Source organism: Vreelandella sp. ssv (genome assembly GCF_059448525.1).
Map to the genome: position 1 here is coordinate 466,269 of NZ_CM182545.1, position 23,139 is coordinate 489,407.

Consider the following 23,139-nt stretch of genomic DNA (forward strand, 5'->3'; position numbering starts at 1 on the left):
ATGAAACTGCTTAACCGCTCCGCACTGAGCGTCAGGCCGACCCAGCCCTTTGTGGACTGGATCAACGCGCTGGAACCCACCATGGGAGACGACGACCTGACCCTGGACGACGTCGAACGTGAAAGTACCATTTACCTGATTCCAGAGATGGATACCCCCGAAGCGCTGGAAACGTTTGTGCGTGACCGCTACGTGGAAATTCTCGAGACTGAGCTGCGAGCTTGGGAAGAGGATGAGCGTCAATGGCCAGATAAGTTGGACTGGGCTCTGTTCCAGACCTTTGTGCGCGTCGAGCACAGTTATCTGGCGATTGACCTGGATGATGAAACCGCCCTTGAAATTTCAGAAGTTGATGATGCGCTGCTGCTCGATAGTGAGCAGGATTAGTTGTTAGCGTGCTAATATAAGGCGCTGCCTGGAATTCACTCGCTGACTTTCCAAGTAAGGCCTAGCGCATGAGTATAGAGAAACCGGCTTAGGCCGGTTTCTCTGTTTCAGACGTTTCGTTTTTAGCTATTTCGTTAGAGATCTCGCCCTTAGGTACTTGCCGCGTAGGAACTTTGCCATGCGACTGTTTGAAACCCGTCCTGGAGACGATGGCCTCCCAGGGCCTGAACGCGCTCTTGCTGTGCTGGCGCTGGTAACCGGCACCTTGATGGCGGTGGTGGATACCACCATGATCAACCTGGCGCTGCCCACCATTGCTGCGGATTTGAATGTGTCGGCATCCCGAGCGGTATGGATTACCAACCTGTTTCAGGTCGTTTGCGCGGCTTTCTTGCTCGTGTTTGCGGGCATTAGTGAATTGATCACGCGTCGCAGGCTTTATCTATTTGGTTTAGGCATCTTTGTTGCCGCCGCGCTGGGTGCAGCGCTATCGCGTAATCTGGAAACACTGCTGGTGTTCCGTGCCTTTCAGGGGCTGGGTGCTGCGGCTACTCTGTCGATTGGGCCCTCGCTCTATCGCGCCATTTTTCCTTCGCGCCTATTGGGCAGTGCCCTAGGTTTAAGTGCGCTGGTGGTGGCCGGTGGCTACGCTGCTGGGCCCACGTTGAGCGGCGTCATTTTGTCTTTTGCCGATTGGCCCTGGCTGTTTGCCCTCAATGTGCCGCTGGGTCTCTGTTCGCTGTGGTTAGCCAAGCGGGCGTTGCCCCGAGAAGAGCCGCGAAAAGGCAGTTTCGATATAGCGGGGGCGCTGCTTTCAATCGTGATGCTGGCCAGTTTCTTTATTGCCATGGATGCCGTAAGCCACGCCGCGCCAATTTGGCAAAGCGGTGGCTGGGCGCTGCTGGCGGTATTGGCCTGTGTTGGGTTTATTGCGCGTCAGCGACGTGCGCCGTATCCCCTATTGCCACTGAGCGTGTTTGCCGAGCTGCGCTTTACACTGGCGGTATCTGCCTCTGGGCTGGCCTTTATAGGTCAAGGCCTGACGTTTGTGGCACTGTCGTTTTTCTATCAGGAACAAATGGGGTTTTCACCACTGGAAACCGCGTGGCTGTTCACGCCCTGGCCGTTGGCTATCATGCTTGTTGGCCCTGTATCGGGGCGCTTAGCCGACCATGTGAATCCCAGTATTCTCTCCAGTGCGGGGCTTAGCCTGCTCATCATTGGTCTGATTGCGCTGGCGCTAGTCGATGAGTCGACCGGCGTGGCGGGCAGTCTATGGCGCACTGCGCTATGCGGTATTGGCTTTGGCCTGTTCCAGCCACCTAACAATCGCGAGATGATGGGCAGCCTACCGCCGGAGCGCAGCTCCAATGTTTCTGGTGTCATGAGCACAACGCGCACGGTGGGGCAGTCGTTTGGGGTGGCTCTGGTCGGTGCCGCACTAGCGCTGGGTTGGCCTGTGCAAGTAACGCTCTGGCTGGGGGCGGCGACCACGCTGCTGGCATTATTGGCAAGCATTGCACGTATGCCGCTGGCAAAGCGCGCATTACACGCTCGTCGGGCATCGTCTGCTGGGCAGTAAGCGCGTACAATAAAGTGGTTTGTGATCTCAAGGAGACCCCCATGACGCTGCAGACACAGATTGAGCAGAAATTAGCGGCACTCGCGCCCGATGTGCTGCAGGTTGAAAACGAAAGCCACATGCATAACGTACCTGCGAACTCTGAAACCCACTTCAAGGTCACCCTTGTTAGTGAAACGTTTGACGGTATGATGCCGGTGAAACGCCACCAGCAAATTTACGCACTGTTGGCCGATGAGCTCTCCGGGCCGGTACATGCGCTGGCACTGCATCTTTATACAGCCAGCGAGTGGCAGGCGCGGGGCGGTGAACGGCCTAACTCACCCAACTGTCGCGGCGGCGGAAAGTGACCCAGGAAGTTATTCGGCGTCACTATCTGGAGGCCATGGGCATTACCGCCTGGGCCTCTCGATATCAATTGCCCAATGCACTGCCCACTGAAGTCTGCGAGTGGGAAGAGTCCTCGCCTGCCCCTACGCCCCCCCGGGAGCGGCTGCAGGCGCTGTTGGACGACGCCCCCGCGCCAAGGCGGCCTACACCCAAACCTCAAGCGCCCGAGCCTTCGGTGTCAGGTGAAGCCATTGCCTCACCTTCGGCGGTGCGGGCACTGCTGGGTCAAGACAAGCTAGATCAGGAAAAACCGGCATCCAGTGCCTCCAATGCGTCGGCTCCCACTGCAGAAGCGTTGCCTACCCAGCCTGCCAAACCCCTTCAGTTCGCTCTTTCCTGCCTATGCCTTAACGGCCGCTGGCTGGTGCTGCAAGCGGGTGAAATAGGTGCACAGGAGCAGCAACTGCTTGCCAACCTGCTTCACGCAGCAGGCATTCATCAGGGCGCGCCGCCTGAAGTAACGCACTTTACATGGCCACAAATGACCAATGCCTTTGCTGTTGAAGATCCGTTAGATGAAGCCCGTGAAGGCGTAGCGGCCTTTATTGCCGGTAGAGTCAGTCGGCAGGGGTGGCGGTTGGAACGACTGCTGTGGTGGGGCGAACTTGGCGTTGAACAAGCGCCGCTAGATCGCATAATGAACGTGACGGATGGTCACAGCCAAACGCTCTCGCTGCCTGTATGGCAAGGGCCAGCGCTGGCGTCACTCCTCGACGGTAGCCATAGCAAGCGAGAGCTCTGGCCCGCGCTGCAGGCGCTAAGCCAGCAATGGGCGGCCGATAGCTCAACAGTCGCTCAGCCTGAGAGCGTTAGGCAGACAACAGATGATCACTGAGCTGGCCGTTGAGCACTTGGCGTTACTGACAGGCCTCGAACGTCAGGCGCGCAGCGGCACCTCTGACTCACAAATGCTTGAAGCGTTGGGCAGTCGCGACGCCTGCGTATTGGGTCGCTGGCAGGAGGGGGGGCTTCAGGGTTATGCCATCGTGGCACGATTGCCGTTTGAAGCGGAGCTGCAAGCCATAGGGGTCTTGCCCGAGTGGCGTCGTAGTGGCGTGGGTTTTGCGCTGATGGAAGCGGTACTTGCAACGGCACAAGGCTGGTCAAGTGAACGACTGCTGCTTGAAGTGCGGGTGGGAAATCTCAGCGCTATCCAGCTCTATCAACGCACTGGGTTTAGCGAAGATGGCCGCCGCAAAGGCTACTACCCTGCCCAGAGCGCTTCTTTGGCTCAAGGTTCTTTACCAGCTCAAGGCTGTTCAGGCCAGGGCAGCTCGGCGACGCAGGGCGCCGCCGGGCGTGAAGATGCGCTGCTGATGTCCCTAGTGCTTTAGGCAGCAGCGTATGGCGCGGATTAGGGGGTGTTAGATGTTTCTAGACTCTCAAATTTGCTGAGTAGACCATTGAGGCGACGCTCCCACTCTTCGCGCTCCTCTTTCAGCTTGGCATTTTCGCCACGCAGCTCTTCATTCTCCATTTTCATCATTTCCAGGGCGTCAACGGTATCGGTGACTTTCTGTTCAAGCTGGTTAAATAATTCCAGGCTCATGTATGCCTCCATAGGGTAAAAACGAGAACCAAACTAGGTAATAAAAAAGTGCCCAAAAAAACAAGCGTAAAGCTTGCCCGTAGGAACGAATGGGGCGAGCGTAACGCCACGGCCGCGTGGCGGCAAGCGCTGTTTACTGCGGTTGGCGTTGATAAAGGCGTGCGGTGCTTTCGCCAGCCTGTGTTTCACGGTGTAACTGCCAGTTGGCGGGTACGTTTGGTACCAGAGATGTTTCGGTTTCGAGGTAAATCATCGCTCCCTCACTTAGCCAGCCGCCGCTTTCCAGTGCTGAACAGCAGGGGGCGGCCAGCTGTTGATGAAAGGGCGGATCGAGAAATACCAGCGCATAGGGTTCAGTAGGGCGCGTCAGGTAGGCCTGAACATCGTTAACATGCAGCGCACTTGAGGTAATATTTAGAGACGCCAGATTCGTTGTAAGCTGCGCGGCCACTTTGGGGTCGCGCTCAACAAAATCGACCCATGCCGCGCCACGGGACACAGCTTCTATACCAAGTGCGCCAGTGCCTGCGAACAGATCCAGCACCCGTTGGCCATAAAGCTGTTGCCCCAGCCAATTGAATAATGTTTCACGCACACGGTCTGGTGTCGGGCGCAGGCCGGGGCTATCCAGCACCGGCAACTGGCGGCGGCGAAATTCACCGCCAATAATGCGTAATTTACCCACTGGCTTGCCAACCTGCTTTGCAGGTGCGCGTCGGGAGACGGATGATCGAGGGGGGCGTTGTCGTGTCATGAGGCGGATTGTAGCGGGCTGCTTATCCAAAGTCTCTGCCTCCAGTGGTAGGATGGGCCTAATGTTCACTTTTTATGTCGGATAACACTCATGTTTGGTTTTTTTAAGCGTAAGAACAAGCACGACCCGGAGCAGGCGCCGCAAAAAGAAGAGCCGCACCTTCAAAAGCAGCCACAAGATACCCGCACTGACGAGCCGAACAGTGCGACGGGTGAGACGCCAGTAGACCGCTCACAATCTGACAGCCCAGAAACAGAAAAAACAGTAACGGAAGAAGCAGCGGATTCACCGCGAACACCGGATGCTTTATTAGAGCCATCGCCAGAACCTGTTCCCGAACCCGAACCCGAACCCGAACCCGAACCCGAACCCGAACCCGAACCCGAACCCATTTCTGAGCCTAACCCTGCACCCGAGCCGATTAGGGTGTCAGAACCAGGGCGCGAACCTGCGGAACGGCCCGCTTTACAGGACAAGCCTGTCGCCAAAAAGGGCGAACAGCAAGGCTGGTTTGCACGCATTAAATCAGGCCTGGGTAAAACCCGCGCGAATCTTACCGACGGCATCGCCGATCTGTTTTTAGGTAAAAAACAGATCGATGACGAACTGCTGGAAGACCTAGAAACGCAGCTGTTAATGGCCGACGTGGGTATTGACGCGACCTCCGAGATTATTGAGCGTTTAGAAGCGCGGGTCTCGCGCAAAGAGCTTAATAATCCTGAGGCGCTCTACCGAGGCCTTCAGGAAGAGTTGACCGCTATGCTGGCGCCGGTAGCCAAGCCGCTTGTGCTTGAAAAGGCAGGCCCAGGACCCTTTGTCATTTTAGTCGTGGGCGTTAACGGTGTGGGCAAGACCACCACCATAGGTAAGCTCGCCCAACGCTTTCAGCGGGAAGGTAAAAGCGTCATGTTAGCCGCCGGTGATACCTTCCGCGCAGCGGCCGTCGAACAGCTCAAAGTATGGGGCGAGCGTAATCGCGTGCCGGTGATTGCTCAACACACCGGTGCAGACAGCGCCTCGGTGATCTACGATGCGGTAGCGGCTGCCAAAGCCCGTGGCGTTGACGTTCTCATCGCCGATACTGCCGGGCGGCTGCATAACAAAAGCCACTTGATGGAAGAGCTGAAAAAAGTCCATCGAGTGATGCAGAAGCTCGATGATACAGCGCCTCACGAAGTGATGCTGGTACTGGATGCGGGCACCGGGCAAAACGCGATTTCCCAAGCCAGCACATTCAACGATGCCGTACCGGTCAGCGGCATTACACTAACCAAGCTGGATGGCACCGCCAAGGGCGGCATTATCTTTGCGCTGGCTAAACAGTTGGAAACGCCGATTCGCTTTATTGGCGTGGGGGAGGGTATCGATGATCTACGTCCCTTCGAGGCCAATGATTTTGTCCACGCGCTGTTTGACCGCCAAGGGGACGATGCCAGCGCATGATCGCCTTTGAGCATGTGGGGAAGCGCTACGGCGGACGTTTTGAAGCGCTGGCGCACCTTAACTTTCGGGTTGCCCGCGGCGAGATGGTGTTTCTTACCGGCCACTCCGGAGCGGGCAAGAGTTCACTATTGCGCTTGGTGATGCGCCTTGAAAAGCCGAGTCGAGGGCGTGTAGTCGTCGCGGGCCATGATATTGCCCAGCTGCACGCTAGCCAGGTGCCGTTTTATCGCCGCCAAATTGGCGTGGTCTTCCAGGATCATCAGTTGCTCTTCGATCGGAGCATTTTTCACAATGTCTCGTTACCCCTGGAAATTCAGGGCGTCGAGCCTCGGGAAGCGGCTCGGCGAGTGCGCGCCGCGTTAGATAAGGTTGGGCTGCTGCATCGTGAAAAGGCGTTACCCATAGAACTTTCTGGCGGTGAGCAACAGCGGGTAGGCATTGCACGGGCGGTGGTCAATAAGCCCGCGCTGCTGCTCGCCGATGAGCCCACTGGTAATCTGGATCCGCAGCTCTCGGCGGATATCATGGCATTGTTCGAGGACTTTAATCGGATTGGTACCACGGTGATGATCGCCAGCCACGATTTGGCCCTGATTGCCCAGCTGCGCCACCGCATCCTGCGCTTGAGCGATGGCCGCTTGGTGGCCGACGAGGGGGCGGTATGAAACCTTCTGCTACTCCAAGACGGCCTAAAGGAGCAGCACTTAAAGCGCCCCGCAGCGCTAAACCTGCTGCAGATAAATCCCCGCAGCGAGGCGCCAGGTCTCAGCAAACGCGCTTTTCCAGCCGTCTGCGGGCCTGGGGTCGTCATCATCGCAGCATGGCGTGGGATAGTTTTCATCGCCTGGTACGCTATCCCTTAGGCAATCTACTGACCATGTTAGCCATTGCCATAGCGCTAGTGCTGCCAGCAGCGCTGTGGTTAACCCTGGACAGTGCGCGTTTGTTGGATGCGGAGCTTGATGAGAGTGCCACCCTCACCGTCTACTTAGAGCTGAGCGCTGATGATGCCCAGGCGCAGCGTATTGAAGAGGCGGTTAACGCGGCACCGGGCGTGCTTGAAACGCGGTTGATCACTGCAGAGCAGGGCATGGCGGAGTTTCAGCAGTCGCTGGGGCTTGATGATGCACTGGCGGGGCTGGAGAGTAATCCGCTCCCTATCAGTATTGTAGTGCGTCCGCAAAGCATTGATCCTGCGGCCATGCAGCAGTTAGCCAGCACGCTTGACGTCCTCTCTGGCGTCGATGAGGTACGCGTTGATTTGGCCTGGGTGGAACGACTAAGAAACCTAGCTGAACTAGGAAGGCGCGTTGCCTTAGCCTTGGCGGCGCTGTTTGGCCTAGGGGTTTTACTGGTGGTGGGGAATACCATTCGCCTGTCGGTGGAGAGCCGTCGGCGGGAAATTGAAGTAGTGATGCTGATTGGCGCTACCCATGCGTTTGTCAGGCGGCCGTTTCTGTACAGCGGTGCATGGTACGGTGTCGGTGGCGGGTTGCTGGCGCTTGGCTTGCTGGGTGTGGGTAATCACTGGCTCTCGCTCCCAGTAGCTGCGCTAGCGGCAAGCTACGGTGCCAGCTTCTCATTACCCCAGTTAGACATGACAGGCTCTACAATTCTGCTATCCTGCAGTACACTACTAGGCTGGTTGGGCGCTTGGTTGGCGGTAACTCGTCACCTTTCAAGTATCCGTCCAAAATGATTGGGTGGGGTGAGTGATCGTTTATGATTGAATTCACCCATTAACGCGAGCACTGTCTTGTTAATGCCGATACGGCGGGGCAAAGCATTGCCGCGGGAACCTTATCTTCGCAATAGTGTCTTTATAGATAACGTCTTTGTAACAGAGTCATGGTAATTAAGTGATAGAGAACGTGCTACGTCAACCACGATGGGTTACAGGGGAGACCACCTGCACATGAGTACTAGTCTTATACCGGTGGGCCAGCTTTCACCCGGCGGTGATCTGGGCGGTTATATCCGCGCAGTCAATGGAATTTCGGTTTTAAGTGCTGATGAAGAGCGCGAACTCGCCTATCGTCTTTACGATGAAGGTGATCTAGAAGCTGCTCGGCGTTTGGTTATGTCACATTTGCGTTTTGTGGTTCACATTGCGCGTAGTTATTCCGGCTATGGGTTAGCCCAGGCAGATTTAATTCAAGAAGGTAATGTCGGTTTAATGAAGGCCGTCAAACGCTTTGATCCGAATCAAGGTGTTCGTCTGGTCTCTTTCGCCGTACATTGGATTAAAGCGGAAATTCATGAGTTTGTATTGCGCAACTGGCGAATCGTTAAAATTGCCACGACCAAGGCTCAGCGTAAGCTGTTCTTTAATCTGCGAAGCGCGAAAAAACGTCTGGCGTGGCTGAACAACGATGAAGTGGCTGCTATCGCTAAAGATCTCGATGTGAAGCCCGAGATCGTGCGCGATATGGAGGGGCGTCTCTCCTCCTATGATGCAGGGTTTGATGCCCCGGCAGGTGACGATGAAGAAAGCACCTATCAGGCACCCGTACACTTCTTGGACGATGCTGCTTCAGACCCCGCTACTCAACTGGAAGACAGCAACTTTGAGGAAGACTCAACGCGCCGTTTACAGCTCGCCCTTGAAGGGCTTGATGAGCGCTCGCGGGATATTCTGCAGCGCCGCTGGTTGGCCGATAGCAAAGAGACGCTGCATGATCTGGCCGATGTTTACGGGGTCAGTGCGGAGCGTATCCGTCAACTTGAAAAAAATGCCATGAAAAAGCTACGTCAGAAAATGGGCGAAGCGATGGTAGCCTAACGACACTCTTGCTTATGCGCTGATAAAACAGCGTTGCCGCATGATCTGTCTTTTTGTTAGCTGTTAAAAAAACCGGCTCCCTTTTCAGGAGCCGGTTTTTTTATCGCCACCACTTCGACCACTATTACTTCCTAAGCGGGCTGCACCGCAGCGCGTAGTAATTGCGCAGAAAGTAGTGCCCACTGATCTTCCCAGTGTTCGGTCGGCAGGCGCTTGAAGTCGCTACGCACATACTGTGAAATTCGCCCCTCAGCCTGGGCCGCAAGCAGGTTAGCTGCGGCAGAGGCAGGGATGGTGGGACGCAGTCCTTCGCGTAGTTCGGCTTCGCGCAGTATCTGCTTGAGCTGCATTTCCAGTCGTTCAAAAAGCTGATTTATCCGCTGGCGTAGCCTTGCCGTTTCGCCAGTTAGCACGTCGCCTCCCATTACCCGTGCCAAGCCTGGATTTTTTTCGGCGAAGCCCAGCAGTAGAGCTAAAATGGTGCCACAGCGCGTAGCCGCGTCGGGTACGTCGTCTAAAATGCGTGTAATACGTTCAAAAATACTCTCTTCAATAAAGTCGATCAGCCCCTCAAACATGCGTGCTTTGCTGGGGAAGTGACGGTAGAGCGCCGCTTCAGACACACCTACCTGTCGAGCGAGGGCGGCGGTCGTAATGCGCTTGCCACTGTCTTCCTCAAGCATTAATGCCAGTGCTTGGAGTATCTGCTCGCGACGGCGAGGTTTAGGATCTTCGCTCATAATATGCCCTCCGCCGCGGTTAGCTCGCGTCCGTGATTAGGGTGCCCACCCCAGCATTGGTGAAAATTTCCAGCAATACCGCGTGGGGTACACGGCCATCAATAATGTGCGAGCTATTCACGCCGCCTTTTACCGCCTCTAATGCGCAGCGAATTTTGGGCAGCATGCCACCATAAATAGTGCCATCTTCGATGAGGGCATCAACTTGCGTGGTGGTTAAGCCGGTGAGTACCTCGCCTTCGGCGTTCATGAGGCCAGCAACGTTAGTCAGTAGCATCAGCTTTTCAGCGTTAAGCGCTTCGGCAATCTTGCCGGCTACCAGGTCAGCGTTGATATTGTAACTATGGCCTGCCGCATCGACGCCGATCGGCGCAATCACGGGGATAAAATCACGAGCCGCCAGCATCTCGATAAGCTCAGTAGAGATTGACTCCACTTCGCCCACATGACCGATGTCGATAATTTCGGGGGCCGTCATTTCGGGACTTTGGTGCTCAACCTTGAGCTGGCGAGCACGAATTTGCGCACCGTCTTTTCCAGTCAAACCGATCGCTTTACCACCACTCTGATTGATCAGATTGACGATGCTTTTATTAACCAAACCGCCCAGCACCATCTCAACCACGTCCATGGTTTGCGAGTCGGTGACCCGCATACCGTTGACGAAGCGCGACTCTATATTGAGCTTCTTGAGTAGGTCACCGATCTGCGGTCCACCGCCATGCACCACAACCGGATTGATGCCGACTTCCTTCATTAACACGATGTCGCGGGCAAAGGAGTCAATCAGGGTGCTTTCGGTCATGGCGTTGCCGCCGTACTTGACCACCACTGTTTTGCCTGAAAACTGCTGAATGTAGGGGAGGGCTTCGGAAAGCACCTCCACAACGACCTGGGGGTCGCGACTGGCTGAACTCATGAGGTTGTCCCTTGCGAACGTTTATTATGCTGCTAACGTTTATGCTGATTGAGTCGTGAGGGTCGCGCTTTCTAAGCGCGCGATCCCTTTAGCGCCGAACGATTTTAAGAGCTATTTGAATCGCTATTTTAAGAGCTGGCTCATTACTGGGGCAGCTCAATATCTGGCGCGGCGCGCTGTAGCGCGTTATTAAAAACCGTTTTAATGCGAGCCAGTGCGGCATCGGTCTTGCCTTCAAAGCGCATTACCAGGGCTGGTGTGGTGTTAGAGGCGCGACATAACCCCCAGCCATCCGGGTAATCAACACGAATACCGTCCAGCGTAGTTTTGATACCTTCGCCGAAGTCGCCCTCGCGAGCAAGCTTATCCACTAGAGAAAATTTGTTAGCGTCGGTAACTACGATGTTAATCTCCGGGGTGCCAACGTCTTGCGGAAAGTGGGCAAAAAAAGTGTCTGCGTCATCCGGTTGGTTGGCGAGAATCTCGACCAGACGAGCGGCGGCGTAAAGGCCATCGTCAAAACCGTACCAGCGCTCTTGGAAAAAAATATGCCCACTCATCTCTCCACCCAGTTGTGCACCCGTCTCCTTCATACGTGCCTTGATGAGCGAGTGACCGGTACGCCACATCTCCGGTTCACCCCCGGCTTCACTAATTACTTTGACTAGGTTGCTGGTGCACTTGATATCAAAAATAACCTTGGCGCCGGGCTGGCGGGCGAGCATGTCGGTGGCAAATACCATCAGCAGGTGGTCGGGATAAATCAGTTTGCCGGTGGGCGTGACAACGCCTACTCGGTCACCATCCCCATCAAAGGCAAGCCCAATGTCAGCGCCCGTTTCTTGCACTTTGCGCATCAGGTCTTGCATGTTTTCCGGTTTGCCAGGATCAGGATGGTGGTTGGGGAAATGGCCATCGATCTCATCGAAAAGCGCAGTGGTATCAATGCCCAGTCGGGTTAGTAACTGTGGGCCAAGCTCCCCGGCGACGCCATTGCCGCAGTCAACCACCGCTTTGATGGGTCGATTGATCTTAACGTCACCTAAGATGCGCGCTAAATACGTTTCGCGGAGATCCTGCTGGCTGATACTGCCTTGGCCGCTCTCTAGGTTGCCGGACTGAATACGCTCAAACAGAGCGGTAATTGCGTCACCAGAGAGCGTTTCACCGTTCAGCACGATTTTAAAGCCGTTATAGTCAGGGGGGTTATGACTACCGGTGACCATGACGCCCGATTGAGTGCCATCCGATATATGGGTGGCAAAGTAGAGTACTGGCGTGGGGACCATACCAATGTCAATAACGTCACATCCTGCCGCATTCAGGCCTCTCATCAGCGCTGCTTGCAGCCGTGCACCAGAAAGGCGGCCGTCGCGTGCAACGACCACGCTGGATTCGCCCCGCGCTGCGGCTTCAGAGCCCACGGCGCGCCCAATCAACTCTACCGTCTCTTCTGTGAGCGTGTCGTCAACAATGCCGCGTATATCATAGGCGCGGAAAATCGAAGCAGGTACAGACTGTGCGTTCATAGTGCTTCCAAATAGTACTTCAAAATAGTACTTCCAGTTAAACATCATGCATGCAAAGTGTTACTGACTACCGGTACTGCCAAACCCACCGCTGCCTCGTGTCGAGTCTTCGAAGGCATCCACTATTGAGAGGTCGGCTTGTACCACAGGAACGAGCACATACTGTGCCAGCCGATCAAAAGGCGCGAGGGTAAACGTGCTCTGTCCTCGGTTCCAGACCGAAATCATTAGCTCGCCTTGGTAATCCGAATCGATTAAACCAACCAAATTGCCCAGCACAATGCCGTGTTTATGCCCCAAGCCGGAGCGTGGCAGAATCATGCCCGCAAGGCTTGGGTCTTCAATATAGATGGCAATGCCGGTACGCACGAGCTGGCATTCACCGGGTGCCAGCGTCAACGGCTCGTCCAGCAGTGCGCGCAAATCCATGCCCGCAGAGCCCGCTGTTGCATAAGCGGGTAGGTAGTCATGCAAACGGTCATCTAATACTTTGCACTGTAGGCGGGGGCGGGCGCTCATAGGGGCTCTCCAGAAGTGATGTCAGGTGCTTTTTTGAGCTGCTTTCGTCGTTAGCAGCTCGAATGCTTGGCTGAGAATGGTCGTGGCCAGTTGGGTCTTCGGCTGAGGCGCTTCTGCGCGACTCTCGACGCCTTCTGCGGTGCGCCATAGCAGCCAGGCAGCATTCTGGTCGCTGCCAAATCCCAGGCCTGTCTGGGAAACATCATTAGCCACGATCATATCCAGCCCTTTACGCTGTAATTTATCTCGGGCGTAGCGCTCAATCTCTTGAGTTTCGGCGGCAAAGCCGACGATAAGCGGTCGCCGCTCAGCGGGAAGTGCCGCGACGCTGGCGATAATGTCAGGATTTTTGACTAACGTCAGGGTGAGCGTATCGCTATCGTGCTGCTTTTTAAGTTTGTGCTCTGCAGGGGCTGCCGCACGATAATCAGCAACCGCCGCGCAGCCAATAAACAGCGCTGCCAGAGGCGCTAGCCGCTGAGTCTCTGCATGCATCTGCTCGGCGGATTCAACGTCAATCCGCGTGACGCCTGGGGGAGTGGGTAGGTTAACCGGCCCGCTGATGAGCGTCACCTTGGCGCCTTGCGCCACTGCCGCGGCCGCTAGTGCAAAGCCCATTTTCCCCGAACTGTGATTGGAAATATAGCGCACCGGGTCCAGTGGCTCCCGAGTAGGTCCGGCAGTGATGACCACATGAGGTGTGTTACCCGCAGCGTCGGAATAAGCGGCAGTATGTGCTGTAAACAGGGCCGATACGGCGTTGAAGATATCGTCAGGCTCACTCATGCGGCCAGGCCCTACATCGCCACAGGCTTGATCACCCGCGTTGGGTCCTATCTGCTGCCAACCATCTTGCTGAAGTTGCTCTACATTGCGCTGAGTGGCAGCGTGACGCCACATTGCCTGGTTCATTGCTGGGGCAATCAGTTTAGGTGCTTCTGAGGCTAGGCAGAGCGTGGTGAGCAAGTCATCAGCCATGCCATGCACTAATCGAGCGATTAAGTCGGCGGTGGCGGGGGCGATCAGGATTACATCCGCCCAGCGGGCAAGCTCAATGTGGCCCATGCCCGCTTCGGCTTCGGGGTCGAGCAAGGACGTGCGCACGGGCTCACCGGAGAGCGCCTGAAGTGTGAGCGGGGTAATAAAGGCCTGAGCCCCATGGGTCATCACCACGCGCACCTCGCAGCCCGCTTGCTTAAGCAGGCGAACAATCAACGCGCTTTTATAAGCCGCTATGCCCGCGCTAACGCCGAGTAGCACCCGCTTGCCAGCGAGTTTCGAGACATTGGTGACCGCGTTTGTAGGTACGATTGTTGCGTCGATAACAGAAGCCATGTCAGTGATCCACATCAGCGTTCGTGAGGAGGCTTACCATACCACTGGCATCACCAATTTGGCATATTGAGGGTAAACAAGGTTAAGCTAGGTTTACTGAGGTTGAGTCTAGCGTTACGGTGAATAGCGCTAATTACCAAGGGTGGGTAACACGGGAAGGTGCGATGGGAATCAATCACTGGCCAGAGGGTGAGCGGCCCAGGGAAAAGTTATTAAATTCGGGCGCTCAGGCGCTTTCAGACGCAGAGTTATTAGCGATCTTTCTACGCGTCGGCGTGCAGGGGCGTTCAGCGGTCGATCTGGCGCGTGATTTACTCAGCAGTTTCGGTGGTCTGCGTCCACTGCTCGAGGCTGATCAAGCAAGCTTCTGTTCTGCCCGTGGTTTAGGCAGCGCCAAATACGCCCAGCTTCAGGCCACACTTGAGTTATCGCGTCGTCATTTGGCTAGCCAACTGGCGCGTGGCAATGCGCTGACATCACCCGGCCTTGTGCGCCATTACCTGAGTTCGCAGCTACGCCATTTAGGCCACGAAGAGTTTGCGGTGCTTTTTTTGGATACACAGCACCGAATTATTCGCTATGAATCACTATTTCGCGGTACCCTAGACAGCGCATCTGTTTATCCCCGCGAAGTTGCCAAGCGCGCATTAGAACTTAGCGCTGGCGCCGTTATCCTGGCGCATAACCACCCTTCTGGTGTGGCAGAGCCAAGCGATGCTGATCGACGTATCACGGAACGCCTCAAAGATGCGCTAGCACTTTTTGATGTGCGCGTGCTGGATCATTTCGTGGTGGGAGATGGAGAAGTGGTCTCTTTTGCCGAGCGTGGCTGGCTATAAGCAGAATCAATATGTAGTACTCTATGCATCGTTGACTAAGTCGAATGAGCAAAAAAGTGCTTTTTCAGCCTTTTTTGTGGGTTTTGCTTGCTGCTAGTCGGGTGCTCTGGTATAAAGTGCCACCTTTAAACTTGGGTTGAATAACGGATTTGGATAAAGCTTGGCGGTTAACGGCGTCGACACCTTCCCTGCTCCGGTTTGCCCGACAGTTTTGAACACTCAGGTTACTATATCCTGGCCAAGCAGTTGGAGGCTCTAATGTCCAAAGTATGTCAGGTTACCGGCAAGCGTCCGGTAACTGGAAATAACGTTTCACACTCCCAGCGTAAGACACGTCGTCGTTTCTTGCCAAACCTGCACACTCACCGTTTTTGGGTTGAGTCTGAAAACCGCTTCGTCAAGCTGCGCGTTTCCACTAAAGGAATGCGCATCATCGACAAGAAAGGTATCGACACAGTTTTGGTTGCTATTCGTAAGCGTGGCGACGCTATCTAAGCCAGCTTTTGAGACCAAGCCCTTTGGGCCAGGTATTTTGGGAGAGTTAAACCATGCGCGATAAAATCAAGTTGGTGTCTAGTGCCGGTACAGGTCACTTCTACACCACTGATAAGAACAAGCGGAATACCCCGGATAAGTTCGAATTCAAGAAATTCGACCCGGTCGTCCGTAAGCACGTTATCTATAAGGAAGCCAAGATCAAGTAATCGCTTTAGCGATCATGATCGGCTTTCTCCACAGGCGAGCGCCTGTTCAAAAACCCGGCCCCAAGCCGGGTTTTTGCATGCATGTCTTTCGCATATCGCATGCTTCGCTAACCACCTTCATTAGGCTGTCACTACAGGCAGGTACGATGTCTAACTATGCCCGAACTTCCTGAAGTTGAAACGACCCGGCGCGGGATTGCTCCTTATATTGAAGGTCAGGAAGTCACCGAAGTCTTGGTGCGTCAGCCGCGGCTGCGTGTACCCGTGCCGGATGACTTGGCCGAACGGTTGGTGGGCGCGCGCATTGGCGTATTGAAGCGGCGGGCAAAATATCTGCAGATTCCTGTTCAGTCTGTTAGCGCGCTTGAAGGTGACAGGGGAGCCACGCTGTTATGGCACCTGGGTATGTCGGGTAGCCTGCGTATTGCCCAGGTGGGGGATTTGCCTAAAAAGCATGACCATGTCGATGTGGTTACCGCCAACGGCTATGTGTTGCGCTATCACGACCCCCGCCGGTTTGGCTTTGTCGACTGGCAGTCCGATGACGAAACCCAGGATAAGCGACTTGCGCACCTGGGCCCGGAGCCACTGTCTGATGCGTTTAACGGGAAATGGCTTTATACGCTTTCGCGCAACAAACGCGTGGCGGTAAAACCATTTCTAATGGATAACCAGGTGGTGGTGGGGGCGGGCAATATTTATGCTGCGGAGGCGCTGTTTGTGGCGGGTATTGATCCGCGCCGTGCGGCGGGAAGAGTTTCCCGCGCCCGCTATGATGCCCTCGCCCTGGCTGTGAAAGAGGTGTTGGCAGCGGCGATTACCCAGGGGGGTACCACGCTGCGGGATTTCGTCAGCGGGCAGGGTGAGCCCGGCTACTTTGCTCAGCGTCTAAATGTTTACGGCCGTCACGGCCAGCCCTGCTTGCGCTGTGGTACGGAGCTTCGGCGCATTACGCTAGGTCAGCGAGCCAGCGTTTTTTGCCCCGGCTGCCAGCGCTAATGGTGACATGCTGATGCCTGCCTATAAATGCTAATGTTTTACTTTAGTTTTGCCGTATCGAATTTTTGCCTTGCCTAAGTTTTTGGAGATTGCTGTGACCCAACGCCTGCGCCTGAATAAGAATGCTGACCGCCGCCTGAAAGCGGGCCATCTCTGGATCTACTCCAATGAGGTGGATATCAAAGAGACGCCGCTGAAAAACTTTGCGGCAGGCGAACCCGCTTTAGTAGAAGCCTCCAATGGAAAAGTCATGGCGGTGGCTTACGTTAATCCCCATTCGCTAATTGCAGCTCGTGTGATGTCTCGCGACCCCGAGATGCGCTTGGATCGCTCGCTGTTTGTTCACCGCTTTAATCAAGCACTTGCGCTACGTCAGCGCCTTTATGAGCAGCCGTATTACCGTTTGATTCACGGCGAAGGCGACCTGCTGCCTGGCTTGGTGATCGATCGCTTTGGTGATGTCCTCGTCGTGCAGCTCAATACAGCAGGCATGCAGGCGTTGGCGGATGAGATTGTTGATGCGCTTGAAAAAGTCATCAAGCCTGAAGTCATCGTTTTCCGTAACGACACCGGTGGTCGTCGTCAGGAAGGTCTTGAAGCCCACGTTGAAGTCATCAAAGGCACGCTGCCTGACGAAGTGGTGTTGGAAGAGAACGGTGCGCGTTTCGTTGTGCCGGTCCTCAATGGACAGAAAACGGGCTGGTTCTTCGATCACCGCGTCAATCGCGAATGGCTCAATCGCCAGGTGACCGGTAAGCGGGTGCTGGACGTATTCAGCTACGTGGGTGGCTGGGGCGTTCAGGCAGCCGTTCATGGCGCGAAAGAGGTGATGTGCCTTGACTCTTCAGGCCCAGCGCTAGAGCAAGTTGCACGAAATGCCGAGCTCAATGGCGTTCAGGATAAGGTGGCTGTTAGCGAGGGGGATGCGTTTGAAGCGTTAGCGGCATTGAAGGCAGAGGGCGAAGAGTTCGACGTAGTCATTCTTGATCCGCCTGCGTTCATCAAAAAGCGTAAGGACATCCCTAACGGCGAGCGTGCCTATGCCCGCTTGAACCGCGAAGCCATGCGTCTGTTGGGTCGTGATGGCCTGCTACTGTCAGCCTCATGCTCAATGCACCTGGCGCCCGAGCGGCTAATGGATGTTGTGCGTGGAGCGGTTCGCCACCAGGATCGTCACGGTCAGGTAATTTTCCAAGGCCACCAAGGGCCCGATCACCCGGTGCATCCGGCTATCCCTGAAACGTCTTACTTGAAGGCACTGGGTGTGCGCGTGTTCCGCGACTAGTTGAAGGGAGCCAGGAGTGAGCCGATGGAGTGGGTGTTGCCCGATCCTTTTGTGATCGATATCCACGTCGCTGATGAGGCGATCGACGCTTATCAGCATGTTAACAACAGCGAGTACCTGCGCTGGGTTGAGCAGAGTAGCTGGGCGCACTCGGTCGCGCTCGGCCTCTCGCTTGAGCGTTATCGAGAGCTCGATCGTGCGATGGTGGTTCACCGCCATGAGCTGGATTACCTGGCGCCTGCTTTTGCAGGCGATGAGCTACAGTTGGCGACCTGGATTGTCGATTGCGACGATCGCTTTAGTCTAACGAGGCGTTTTCAGCTGGTGCGTGTCAACGATGCGAAAACACTGCTTTACGCCCGTACGCGCTTTGCCTGTGTGGCGCTTACTTCGGGTCGACCCAAACGCCTGCCCGAGGAGTATCGGCGTATCTACGGCGGCGCAGTTATTGTGGAGTGACGTAGAACGAAGTGGATTTTTTCGTGTAGAACCGGCAATCGCTAGATTTTTCTCCTAAAAAACGCCTTAACCGGCGTTTTTTTTGTTTTGTGTTCCTGGGGTGGTGATCAACGTTAGCTGTGCTGTAATTTGCTTAACAAGACTGCTGACCTTCTAAAAGCACAGGAAAAAATCAATGAAAATCGCCGTCCCCAAAGAGATTAAAAATCACGAGTATCGCGTGGCCTTAACCCCTACCGGCGCACGGGAGTTAGCCGGGCGCGGCCATCAGGTGAGCGTTCAGGCCGGTGCTGGAGAAGGTGCAGGCTTTAGCGATGCTGATTTCCAAGCCGCTGGTGCACAAATAGAAGCGGATGTGGATACTTTGTGGCGTCACGCCGAGCTGATCCTCAAGGTCAAAGAACCGCAGCCGGACGAAGTGGCGCGACTCACCCCACAGCATACGCTGTTCACCTATCTACACCTTGCCGCCGAAGAGCCCCTTACCCGCGGTCTGATGGAGAGCGGTGCCACCTGTATCGCCTATGAAACCATTACCGATGCCCGCGGTGGCCTGCCGCTGCTGGCGCCCATGAGCACCGTCGCGGGGCGGATGGCGGTACAAGCGGGGGCTCATAGCTTGGAGAAGGCCCAAGGCGGTGCAGGCGTGCTGTTGCCCGGTGTGCCCGGTGTGGCGCCGGGTAAAGTAACCGTGATTGGGGGTGGCGTGGTAGGCGAAAACGCTGCGCGCATGGCGCTAGGGTTAGGTGCTGAGGTCACCATTCTGGATAAGTCGTTAGCGCGACTTGAAGTACTCGATGACCGTTATCAGGGCCGCATCAAAACGGTGTACTCCACGGCAGACGCGCTTGAAATGGCCACCCGCGAGTCGGATATGATTATTGGTGCGGTGCTGGTGCCTGGTGCTGCAGCGCCAAAATTAATCACGCGCAGTATGCTGGCCGATATGAAGCCTGGCAGCGTGCTGGTCGATGTGGCGATTGATCAGGGCGGCTGTTTTGAAACCAGTAAGCCCACCACCCATGCCGAGCCGACCTATATAGTCGATGGGGTGGTGCACTATTGCGTGGCCAATATGCCCGGCGCGGTCGCACGTACGTCCACTCAGGGGCTGACCAATGCCACGTTGCCATTTGTACTCGCCTTAGCGGATAAAGGTTGGCAGCAGGCGCTGCGGGATGATCCACATTTCCTGCCGGGGCTGAACGTGCATGCTGGGCAAGTCACTTACCGAGCAGTCGCCGAGGCGTTTAATCTGGAAAGTATCGACCCTGCGAGTGTCATTAAGTAAGCCGTCGCAGCGGCTAAATAGACGCTTAATAGTGAGGCGGTAATTCATCCTCAGGGCGCTGACCGTCCTGGGGCTCGCTTGCCTGGAGTGCTTGATGCTGCTCGCGCAGCCGTTCGCGCATCAGCCCACTCAGTTGCTCAAGTTTTTCCAGGCGTCGCTCCTGCTGAACCACCGCTTGGTCCAGTGTGTCCAGCCAGTGCTCCTGATGAGCTAAGCGGCTCTCTAAAGATTCAAGAAGTTGGGTCAGCTCAGCAGGCGATAATTCGTGGGTCATGATAACATTGCAACCTTATGTAGTAGTATGCCAGTGCTATTGGGAATGGGCCTGATAGTGCGGGTATTGTCCTTCGTCTGTTACCCATACAACAAGAGAGCTTTTTTTTTCTATGAACCCAAAAGTTGTGTTTCGCTGTTTCTTAATCAGTGTATTACTTGCCGCCCCCACGCCACTTTTGTTGGCGGGGATTGTTCATTTAACCGATAGTGCCCTCGCGGAGCTGTGGATGGCCGAGTTGGCAATCAGTGGCGTAAGCGGCGTCTATATTGCTGTTGCCATAGGTAGTTTTATTGTTCTCTGTATTGGCACATTAGCATCTGCTGCTTTTGCGCCCTCAGTAGTAGTGGCATCTGATGTAGTGGCGCGTCCTAAGCCTGCATCGCGTCAGCCTCAAGCCGCGGCTCCTATGGATGATGATGAGGAAGAAGACATCATCGACCCCAATGATGGCCGTGAAGAGGGTGAAGTAAAGTGGTTCAACACCAACAAAGGTTACGGTTTTATAACCCGCGATAATGGCGAAGATGTGTTTGTACACTTTCGCGCTATCCGGGGTCGTGGCCCGCGGATGCTTGCAGAAGGCCAAATTGTGCGTTATCACGTGATTAAAAATGAGCGTGGTTTGCAAGCCGATGATGTGAGCATTATTGAGTAAACTGACGTAGTGACGGTTGATAGCAAACGACCCCGCCTTGGCGGGGTCGTTTGCGTTTAGAAGTCCTCGCTAGCGGCCAGAATCAGGCCACTCTATTGCGCCTTCCTTACCGCCGGGAAACACCTGCCAGAAGCGATCAGGGTCATCGCCGGGGTGCCAGCCACCAAGGGAGCAGCGCACTTCCGTCTGAAGGGCTTCCGCTGCTTGCTGGGCACAATCCTGGTCTGTTATCCAAGGCGTGTGGTTGCTATCAAACCAGAGGCTGGCAAAGCCATCGGCGGCTTTATCGACCAGTAATACCGGCACGCAGTCGCCTTGGTATTGGCCACGGGTTTTCCATTGCCCCTTACCTGCGGGGCTAAGCGGGGGCGCGATTAGGGTGTTTTTTAGCCACTCATTGAGTGCCTCAAGCGAGACACTGGCCAGGTAGATCTCTATATCGGGATAACGCTCCATCATACGTTTACCTCGCCGGGAGTGAGCAGCACCTGTAGCGTCGCTTCATAAATCCGGCTTAAATCGTCCAGGTCGCTGGCGCGAACGCGCTCATTAACCTTGTGGATGGTGTCGTTGAGAGGGCCTAGCTCGACCACCTGGGCACCCAAAGTGGCAATAAAGCGGCCATCCGATGTGCCGCCACTGGTGGAGAGCGCTGGGCGCTCACCGGTTACCGCTTCAACGCCTTTAATGGCCGCGTCTACAAGCTCCCCTTCAGCGGTTAAAAACGGCTCACCGTTCAACATCCAGTCTACCTGAAACTCTAAGCCATGCTGGGTGAGAATAGTCTCTGTGCGAGTCTTGAGTTCCTCAAAGGTCACCTCAGTAGAGAAGCGGAAGTTAAACACCACTTCCACATCACCAGGAATGACGTTGGTGGCACCCGTTCCAGCGCGCAGATTAGATATCTGAAAGCTGGTGGCGGGGAAAAAGTCGTTGCCCGCGTCCCAGTGTTCGTTGATCAGCGCTTCGAGTGCTGGCATCGCTTGATGAATAGGGTTGCGGGCTAAATGCGGATAGGCCACGTGGCCCTGCACGCCTTTGATATGTAGCGTGGCGCCCAGCGAACCGCGGCGACCGTTTTTGATCACATCGCCCAGGCGCTTGGTCGAGGATGGCTCGCCGACAATGCAGTAATCCAGGCGCTCGTTGCGCTCGCGCAGGTGCTCAATCACCGCCCGTGTGCCGTCGACTGCCGGGCCCTCTTCATCAGAGGTGATTAAAAAAGCGATGCGGCCATCATGGTCTGGGTGGCGGGTCACAAAGCGTTCAACCGCCGTCAGCATAGATGCCAGGCTACCTTTCATGTCGGCGGCGCCGCGCCCGCAGAGCATGCCCTCGTCATCAATGCAGGGCTCGAAAGGCGGCTGTTGCCAGTTGATATAGGGGCCGCTGGGCACCACGTCGGTGTGGCCGGCGAAAGCCACCACAGGGCCGTGATGGCCGCGCACCGCCCAGAAATTCTTCACATCGCCAAACGGTAGCCGCTCAATATGAAACCCGAGCGCTGTTAAGCGCTCGATCATGAGTTCCTGGCAGCCTTCGTCGTCCGGCGTTACCGAGGCCCGGCTGATTAGATCAAAGGCGAGCTGCAGCGTTGGCGACAGCGCTTCAGGCTCAGTTGTGGGCATGCAGCGCCTCGTTCAGGGCGATGGCGCTTTTATTGGTCAGGCACTCAATGCGACCATTCTGCGAGTTGCGGCGCCAAAGCTGATCGTTTTGACCCGCTAACTCGCGGGCAGCGATGGTCTTTACTTCCTGGCCTTGATCATCCAGCAACGTTACTTTGGAGCCAGCAGTAATGTAAAGGCCAGCTTCCACCGTACAGCGGTCTCCCAGGGGAATGCCGATGCCCGCATTGGCACCGATCAGGCAGCCTTCGCCGACCTTGATCACGATATTACCGCCACCTGAGAGGGTGCCCATGGTCGAACAACCACCGCCCAAGTCGGAGCCTTTACCGACCATCACGCCCGCCGAAATGCGGCCTTCGATCATGCCAGGGCCTTCCGTGCCCGCGTTGAAGTTGACAAAGCCTTCGTGCATGACGGTAGTGCCTTCGCCCAGGTAAGCACCTAGACGCACCCGCGCGGTATCACCAATGCGGATGCCGGCGGGCACCACGTAATCGGTCATTTTGGGGAATTTGTCGACACAGTCCACGGAGAGCGCACGCCCCGCCATACGCGCCTTGAGCCGGCGCGTTGGCAACTCTTCAATATCGATTGCGCCTTCGTTGGTCCAGGCAATGTTGCGCAGCAAGCCAAACATGCCCGTCAGATCCAGCCCGTGGGGCTTCACCAGACGGTGGGAAAGCAGATGAAGTTTGAGGTAGACCTCGGGAGCGGTTTGCGGTGGCTGGTCGGTGTCCAGAAACATCGCAACCAGCGGGCGCTGGCTGGCGGAAAGCGCTTCAGCAAGCTCTGCCTGGGCGGAGTGCCCGGCGGCTTCCAACGCTTTGGCTAAGCGAGTGCAGTCTTCCGGTAAAAAACTTATTGCGGCGTTGCCCTGGGGAGCGTCCAGGGCTTGCTGGGCAGCTTCCACCAAGCTCGCGTCCGGGTTGAGCAGCGGTGCTGGATAGTAGATTTCCAGCCAGTCGCCCTGAGTGTTCTGGGTGCCAATTCCAAGCGCAAAGCTCAACATAAGTGGTTGTCCTGTAGTGATAGAAAAATCGAGGTAGAAAGGTCGAAGTGGTCAATAGCGA

General features: G+C 55.7%; 28 protein-coding genes. 17 read left to right on the plus strand and 11 right to left on the minus strand.

Annotated features, from left to right (window positions below):
* The 5 genes from AC5TBW_RS02205 to AC5TBW_RS02225 all read left to right on the plus strand — a co-directional run bounded on the left by AC5TBW_RS02205 (position 1) and on the right by AC5TBW_RS02225 (position 3,693).
* Positions 1-387 carry a hypothetical protein gene (locus AC5TBW_RS02205; protein ID WP_495510509.1) on the plus strand — a complete coding sequence of 129 codons (387 nt, stop codon included), beginning with the start codon at positions 1-3 and terminating at the stop codon, positions 385-387.
* A 178-nt stretch (positions 388-565) separates the two neighbouring features.
* Positions 566-1,969, plus strand: a complete 1,404-nt coding sequence (locus tag AC5TBW_RS02210; protein ID WP_495510510.1) for an MFS transporter — start codon at positions 566-568, stop codon at positions 1,967-1,969.
* 41 nt (positions 1,970-2,010) lie between these two features.
* Complete coding sequence (locus AC5TBW_RS02215; RefSeq protein ID WP_495510511.1) at positions 2,011-2,319, plus strand: BolA family protein; 309 nt, start codon at positions 2,011-2,013, stop codon at positions 2,317-2,319.
* Positions 2,316-3,194: a hypothetical protein gene (locus AC5TBW_RS02220; protein ID WP_495510512.1), complete on the plus strand. Its 879-nt coding sequence runs from the start codon at positions 2,316-2,318 to the stop codon at positions 3,192-3,194. Before AC5TBW_RS02215 ends, AC5TBW_RS02220 begins: the two co-directional genes overlap by 4 nt.
* Complete coding sequence (locus AC5TBW_RS02225; protein ID WP_495510513.1) at positions 3,184-3,693, plus strand: GNAT family N-acetyltransferase; 510 nt, start codon at positions 3,184-3,186, stop codon at positions 3,691-3,693. The genes AC5TBW_RS02220 and AC5TBW_RS02225 overlap by 11 nt, the downstream gene beginning before the upstream one ends.
* A gap of 20 nt (positions 3,694-3,713) precedes the next feature.
* Here the strand turns inward: AC5TBW_RS02225 and AC5TBW_RS02230 are convergent, their stop codons facing one another.
* The gene (locus AC5TBW_RS02230) at positions 3,714-3,908 is read right to left on the minus strand and encodes a cell division protein ZapB (protein ID WP_495510514.1); all 195 of its coding nucleotides are present in this window, start codon (positions 3,906-3,908) and stop codon (positions 3,714-3,716) included.
* A 133-nt stretch (positions 3,909-4,041) separates the two neighbouring features.
* On the minus strand, positions 4,042-4,662 hold the full coding sequence (gene rsmD / locus AC5TBW_RS02235; RefSeq protein WP_495510515.1) for a 16S rRNA (guanine(966)-N(2))-methyltransferase RsmD: 621 nt from the start codon (positions 4,660-4,662) through the stop codon (positions 4,042-4,044).
* 90 nt (positions 4,663-4,752) lie between these two features.
* Here rsmD and ftsY point away from each other — a divergent pair, with 90 nt between their 5' ends.
* From ftsY to rpoH, 4 genes are all read left to right on the plus strand, one after another.
* On the plus strand, positions 4,753-6,105 hold the full coding sequence (gene ftsY / locus AC5TBW_RS02240) for a signal recognition particle-docking protein FtsY (protein ID WP_495510516.1): 1,353 nt from the start codon (positions 4,753-4,755) through the stop codon (positions 6,103-6,105).
* Positions 6,102-6,770, plus strand: coding sequence for a cell division ATP-binding protein FtsE (gene ftsE / locus AC5TBW_RS02245; protein WP_495510517.1), 669 nt, complete (start codon positions 6,102-6,104; stop codon positions 6,768-6,770). Before ftsY ends, ftsE begins: the two co-directional genes overlap by 4 nt.
* Positions 6,767-7,804 carry a permease-like cell division protein FtsX gene (gene ftsX / locus AC5TBW_RS02250; RefSeq protein WP_495510518.1) on the plus strand — a complete coding sequence of 346 codons (1,038 nt, stop codon included), beginning with the start codon at positions 6,767-6,769 and terminating at the stop codon, positions 7,802-7,804. Before ftsE ends, ftsX begins: the two co-directional genes overlap by 4 nt.
* A 216-nt stretch (positions 7,805-8,020) precedes the next feature.
* Positions 8,021-8,887 carry an RNA polymerase sigma factor RpoH gene (rpoH, locus tag AC5TBW_RS02255; RefSeq protein WP_495510519.1) on the plus strand — a complete coding sequence of 289 codons (867 nt, stop codon included), beginning with the start codon at positions 8,021-8,023 and terminating at the stop codon, positions 8,885-8,887.
* 131 nt (positions 8,888-9,018) lie between these two features.
* Here the strand turns inward: rpoH and slmA are convergent, their stop codons facing one another.
* From slmA to coaBC, 5 genes are all read right to left on the minus strand, one after another.
* Entirely contained in the window at positions 9,019-9,627 is a 609-nt protein-coding gene (slmA, locus tag AC5TBW_RS02260) for a nucleoid occlusion factor SlmA (RefSeq protein ID WP_495510520.1), read from the minus strand.
* Between the two features lie 19 nt (positions 9,628-9,646).
* On the minus strand, positions 9,647-10,546 hold the full coding sequence (gene argB / locus AC5TBW_RS02265) for an acetylglutamate kinase (protein WP_495510521.1): 900 nt from the start codon (positions 10,544-10,546) through the stop codon (positions 9,647-9,649).
* 143 nt (positions 10,547-10,689) lie between these two features.
* Positions 10,690-12,075, minus strand: a complete 1,386-nt coding sequence (locus AC5TBW_RS02270) for a phosphomannomutase/phosphoglucomutase (protein WP_495510522.1) — start codon at positions 12,073-12,075, stop codon at positions 10,690-10,692.
* Positions 12,076-12,135: 60 nt separating this feature from the next.
* Positions 12,136-12,594, minus strand: a complete 459-nt coding sequence (gene dut / locus AC5TBW_RS02275; RefSeq protein ID WP_495510523.1) for a dUTP diphosphatase — start codon at positions 12,592-12,594, stop codon at positions 12,136-12,138.
* A 21-nt stretch (positions 12,595-12,615) separates the two neighbouring features.
* The gene (coaBC, locus tag AC5TBW_RS02280; protein ID WP_495510524.1) at positions 12,616-13,929 is read right to left on the minus strand and encodes a bifunctional phosphopantothenoylcysteine decarboxylase/phosphopantothenate--cysteine ligase CoaBC; all 1,314 of its coding nucleotides are present in this window, start codon (positions 13,927-13,929) and stop codon (positions 12,616-12,618) included.
* 164 nt (positions 13,930-14,093) lie between these two features.
* Between coaBC and radC the strand changes: the two genes are divergently transcribed.
* From radC to ald, 7 genes are all read left to right on the plus strand, one after another.
* On the plus strand, positions 14,094-14,768 hold the full coding sequence (gene radC, locus AC5TBW_RS02285; RefSeq protein WP_495510525.1) for a RadC family protein: 675 nt from the start codon (positions 14,094-14,096) through the stop codon (positions 14,766-14,768).
* Between the two features lie 258 nt (positions 14,769-15,026).
* On the plus strand, positions 15,027-15,263 hold the full coding sequence (gene rpmB, locus AC5TBW_RS02290; RefSeq protein ID WP_022520205.1) for a 50S ribosomal protein L28: 237 nt from the start codon (positions 15,027-15,029) through the stop codon (positions 15,261-15,263).
* Between the two features lie 53 nt (positions 15,264-15,316).
* Positions 15,317-15,472, plus strand: a complete 156-nt coding sequence (rpmG, locus tag AC5TBW_RS02295; RefSeq protein ID WP_007111734.1) for a 50S ribosomal protein L33 — start codon at positions 15,317-15,319, stop codon at positions 15,470-15,472.
* Positions 15,473-15,628: 156 nt separating this feature from the next.
* A complete protein-coding gene (mutM, locus tag AC5TBW_RS02300) occupies positions 15,629-16,471 on the plus strand; it encodes a bifunctional DNA-formamidopyrimidine glycosylase/DNA-(apurinic or apyrimidinic site) lyase (protein WP_495510526.1) in 843 nt (280 codons plus the stop codon).
* Positions 16,472-16,565: 94 nt separating this feature from the next.
* Complete coding sequence (locus AC5TBW_RS02305) at positions 16,566-17,756, plus strand: class I SAM-dependent rRNA methyltransferase (RefSeq protein ID WP_495510527.1); 1,191 nt, start codon at positions 16,566-16,568, stop codon at positions 17,754-17,756.
* Positions 17,757-17,780: 24 nt separating this feature from the next.
* The gene (locus AC5TBW_RS02310; protein WP_495510528.1) at positions 17,781-18,215 is read left to right on the plus strand and encodes an acyl-CoA thioesterase; all 435 of its coding nucleotides are present in this window, start codon (positions 17,781-17,783) and stop codon (positions 18,213-18,215) included.
* A 175-nt stretch (positions 18,216-18,390) separates the two neighbouring features.
* A complete protein-coding gene (gene ald, locus AC5TBW_RS02315) occupies positions 18,391-19,506 on the plus strand; it encodes an alanine dehydrogenase (RefSeq protein ID WP_495510529.1) in 1,116 nt (371 codons plus the stop codon).
* A gap of 25 nt (positions 19,507-19,531) precedes the next feature.
* Here the strand turns inward: ald and AC5TBW_RS02320 are convergent, their stop codons facing one another.
* Positions 19,532-19,780, minus strand: coding sequence for a SlyX family protein (locus tag AC5TBW_RS02320; RefSeq protein ID WP_495510530.1), 249 nt, complete (start codon positions 19,778-19,780; stop codon positions 19,532-19,534).
* Between the two features lie 112 nt (positions 19,781-19,892).
* Here AC5TBW_RS02320 and AC5TBW_RS02325 point away from each other — a divergent pair, with 112 nt between their 5' ends.
* Positions 19,893-20,438 (plus strand): cold-shock protein, encoded by a 546-nt coding sequence (locus AC5TBW_RS02325; protein WP_495510531.1) that lies wholly within the window; start codon positions 19,893-19,895, stop codon positions 20,436-20,438.
* 69 nt (positions 20,439-20,507) lie between these two features.
* On the opposite strand, the gene AC5TBW_RS02330 is transcribed toward AC5TBW_RS02325, so the two are convergent.
* From AC5TBW_RS02330 to dapD, 3 genes are read right to left on the minus strand one after another with little or no spacing between them, the layout of a single operon-like run.
* Entirely contained in the window at positions 20,508-20,897 is a 390-nt protein-coding gene (locus AC5TBW_RS02330; protein WP_495510532.1) for a hypothetical protein, read from the minus strand.
* A complete protein-coding gene (gene dapE / locus AC5TBW_RS02335) occupies positions 20,894-22,066 on the minus strand; it encodes a succinyl-diaminopimelate desuccinylase (RefSeq protein ID WP_495510533.1) in 1,173 nt (390 codons plus the stop codon). The genes AC5TBW_RS02330 and dapE overlap by 4 nt, the downstream gene beginning before the upstream one ends.
* Entirely contained in the window at positions 22,053-23,078 is a 1,026-nt protein-coding gene (dapD, locus tag AC5TBW_RS02340) for a 2,3,4,5-tetrahydropyridine-2,6-dicarboxylate N-succinyltransferase (RefSeq protein WP_495510534.1), read from the minus strand. Before dapD ends, dapE begins: the two co-directional genes overlap by 14 nt.
* Positions 23,079-23,139: the final 61 nt, after the last annotated feature.

Coding starts and splice junctions, on each gene's coding strand:
- AC5TBW_RS02270 (WP_495510522.1), bottom strand. CDS start 12,075: ATGAACGCACAGTCTGTACCTGCTTCGATTTTCCGCGCCTATGATATA.
- radC (WP_495510525.1), top strand. CDS start 14,094: ATGGGAATCAATCACTGGCCAGAGGGTGAGCGGCCCAGGGAAAAGTTA.
- dapE (WP_495510533.1), bottom strand. CDS start 22,066: ATGCCCACAACTGAGCCTGAAGCGCTGTCGCCAACGCTGCAGCTCGCC.
- ftsE (WP_495510517.1), top strand. CDS start 6,102: ATGATCGCCTTTGAGCATGTGGGGAAGCGCTACGGCGGACGTTTTGAA.
- AC5TBW_RS02210 (WP_495510510.1), top strand. CDS start 566: ATGCGACTGTTTGAAACCCGTCCTGGAGACGATGGCCTCCCAGGGCCT.
- ald (WP_495510529.1), top strand. CDS start 18,391: ATGAAAATCGCCGTCCCCAAAGAGATTAAAAATCACGAGTATCGCGTG.
- AC5TBW_RS02325 (WP_495510531.1), top strand. CDS start 19,893: ATGAACCCAAAAGTTGTGTTTCGCTGTTTCTTAATCAGTGTATTACTT.
- rpmB (WP_022520205.1), top strand. CDS start 15,027: ATGTCCAAAGTATGTCAGGTTACCGGCAAGCGTCCGGTAACTGGAAAT.
- slmA (WP_495510520.1), bottom strand. CDS start 9,627: ATGAGCGAAGATCCTAAACCTCGCCGTCGCGAGCAGATACTCCAAGCA.
- AC5TBW_RS02320 (WP_495510530.1), bottom strand. CDS start 19,780: ATGACCCACGAATTATCGCCTGCTGAGCTGACCCAACTTCTTGAATCT.
- rpoH (WP_495510519.1), top strand. CDS start 8,021: ATGAGTACTAGTCTTATACCGGTGGGCCAGCTTTCACCCGGCGGTGAT.
- AC5TBW_RS02215 (WP_495510511.1), top strand. CDS start 2,011: ATGACGCTGCAGACACAGATTGAGCAGAAATTAGCGGCACTCGCGCCC.
- ftsX (WP_495510518.1), top strand. CDS start 6,767: ATGAAACCTTCTGCTACTCCAAGACGGCCTAAAGGAGCAGCACTTAAA.
- dapD (WP_495510534.1), bottom strand. CDS start 23,078: ATGTTGAGCTTTGCGCTTGGAATTGGCACCCAGAACACTCAGGGCGAC.
- AC5TBW_RS02230 (WP_495510514.1), bottom strand. CDS start 3,908: ATGAGCCTGGAATTATTTAACCAGCTTGAACAGAAAGTCACCGATACC.
- AC5TBW_RS02310 (WP_495510528.1), top strand. CDS start 17,781: ATGGAGTGGGTGTTGCCCGATCCTTTTGTGATCGATATCCACGTCGCT.
- ftsY (WP_495510516.1), top strand. CDS start 4,753: ATGTTTGGTTTTTTTAAGCGTAAGAACAAGCACGACCCGGAGCAGGCG.
- coaBC (WP_495510524.1), bottom strand. CDS start 13,929: ATGGCTTCTGTTATCGACGCAACAATCGTACCTACAAACGCGGTCACC.
- AC5TBW_RS02330 (WP_495510532.1), bottom strand. CDS start 20,897: ATGATGGAGCGTTATCCCGATATAGAGATCTACCTGGCCAGTGTCTCG.
- dut (WP_495510523.1), bottom strand. CDS start 12,594: ATGAGCGCCCGCCCCCGCCTACAGTGCAAAGTATTAGATGACCGTTTG.
- argB (WP_495510521.1), bottom strand. CDS start 10,546: ATGAGTTCAGCCAGTCGCGACCCCCAGGTCGTTGTGGAGGTGCTTTCC.
- AC5TBW_RS02225 (WP_495510513.1), top strand. CDS start 3,184: ATGATCACTGAGCTGGCCGTTGAGCACTTGGCGTTACTGACAGGCCTC.
- rpmG (WP_007111734.1), top strand. CDS start 15,317: ATGCGCGATAAAATCAAGTTGGTGTCTAGTGCCGGTACAGGTCACTTC.
- mutM (WP_495510526.1), top strand. CDS start 15,629: ATGCCCGAACTTCCTGAAGTTGAAACGACCCGGCGCGGGATTGCTCCT.
- rsmD (WP_495510515.1), bottom strand. CDS start 4,662: ATGACACGACAACGCCCCCCTCGATCATCCGTCTCCCGACGCGCACCT.
- AC5TBW_RS02205 (WP_495510509.1), top strand. CDS start 1: ATGAAACTGCTTAACCGCTCCGCACTGAGCGTCAGGCCGACCCAGCCC.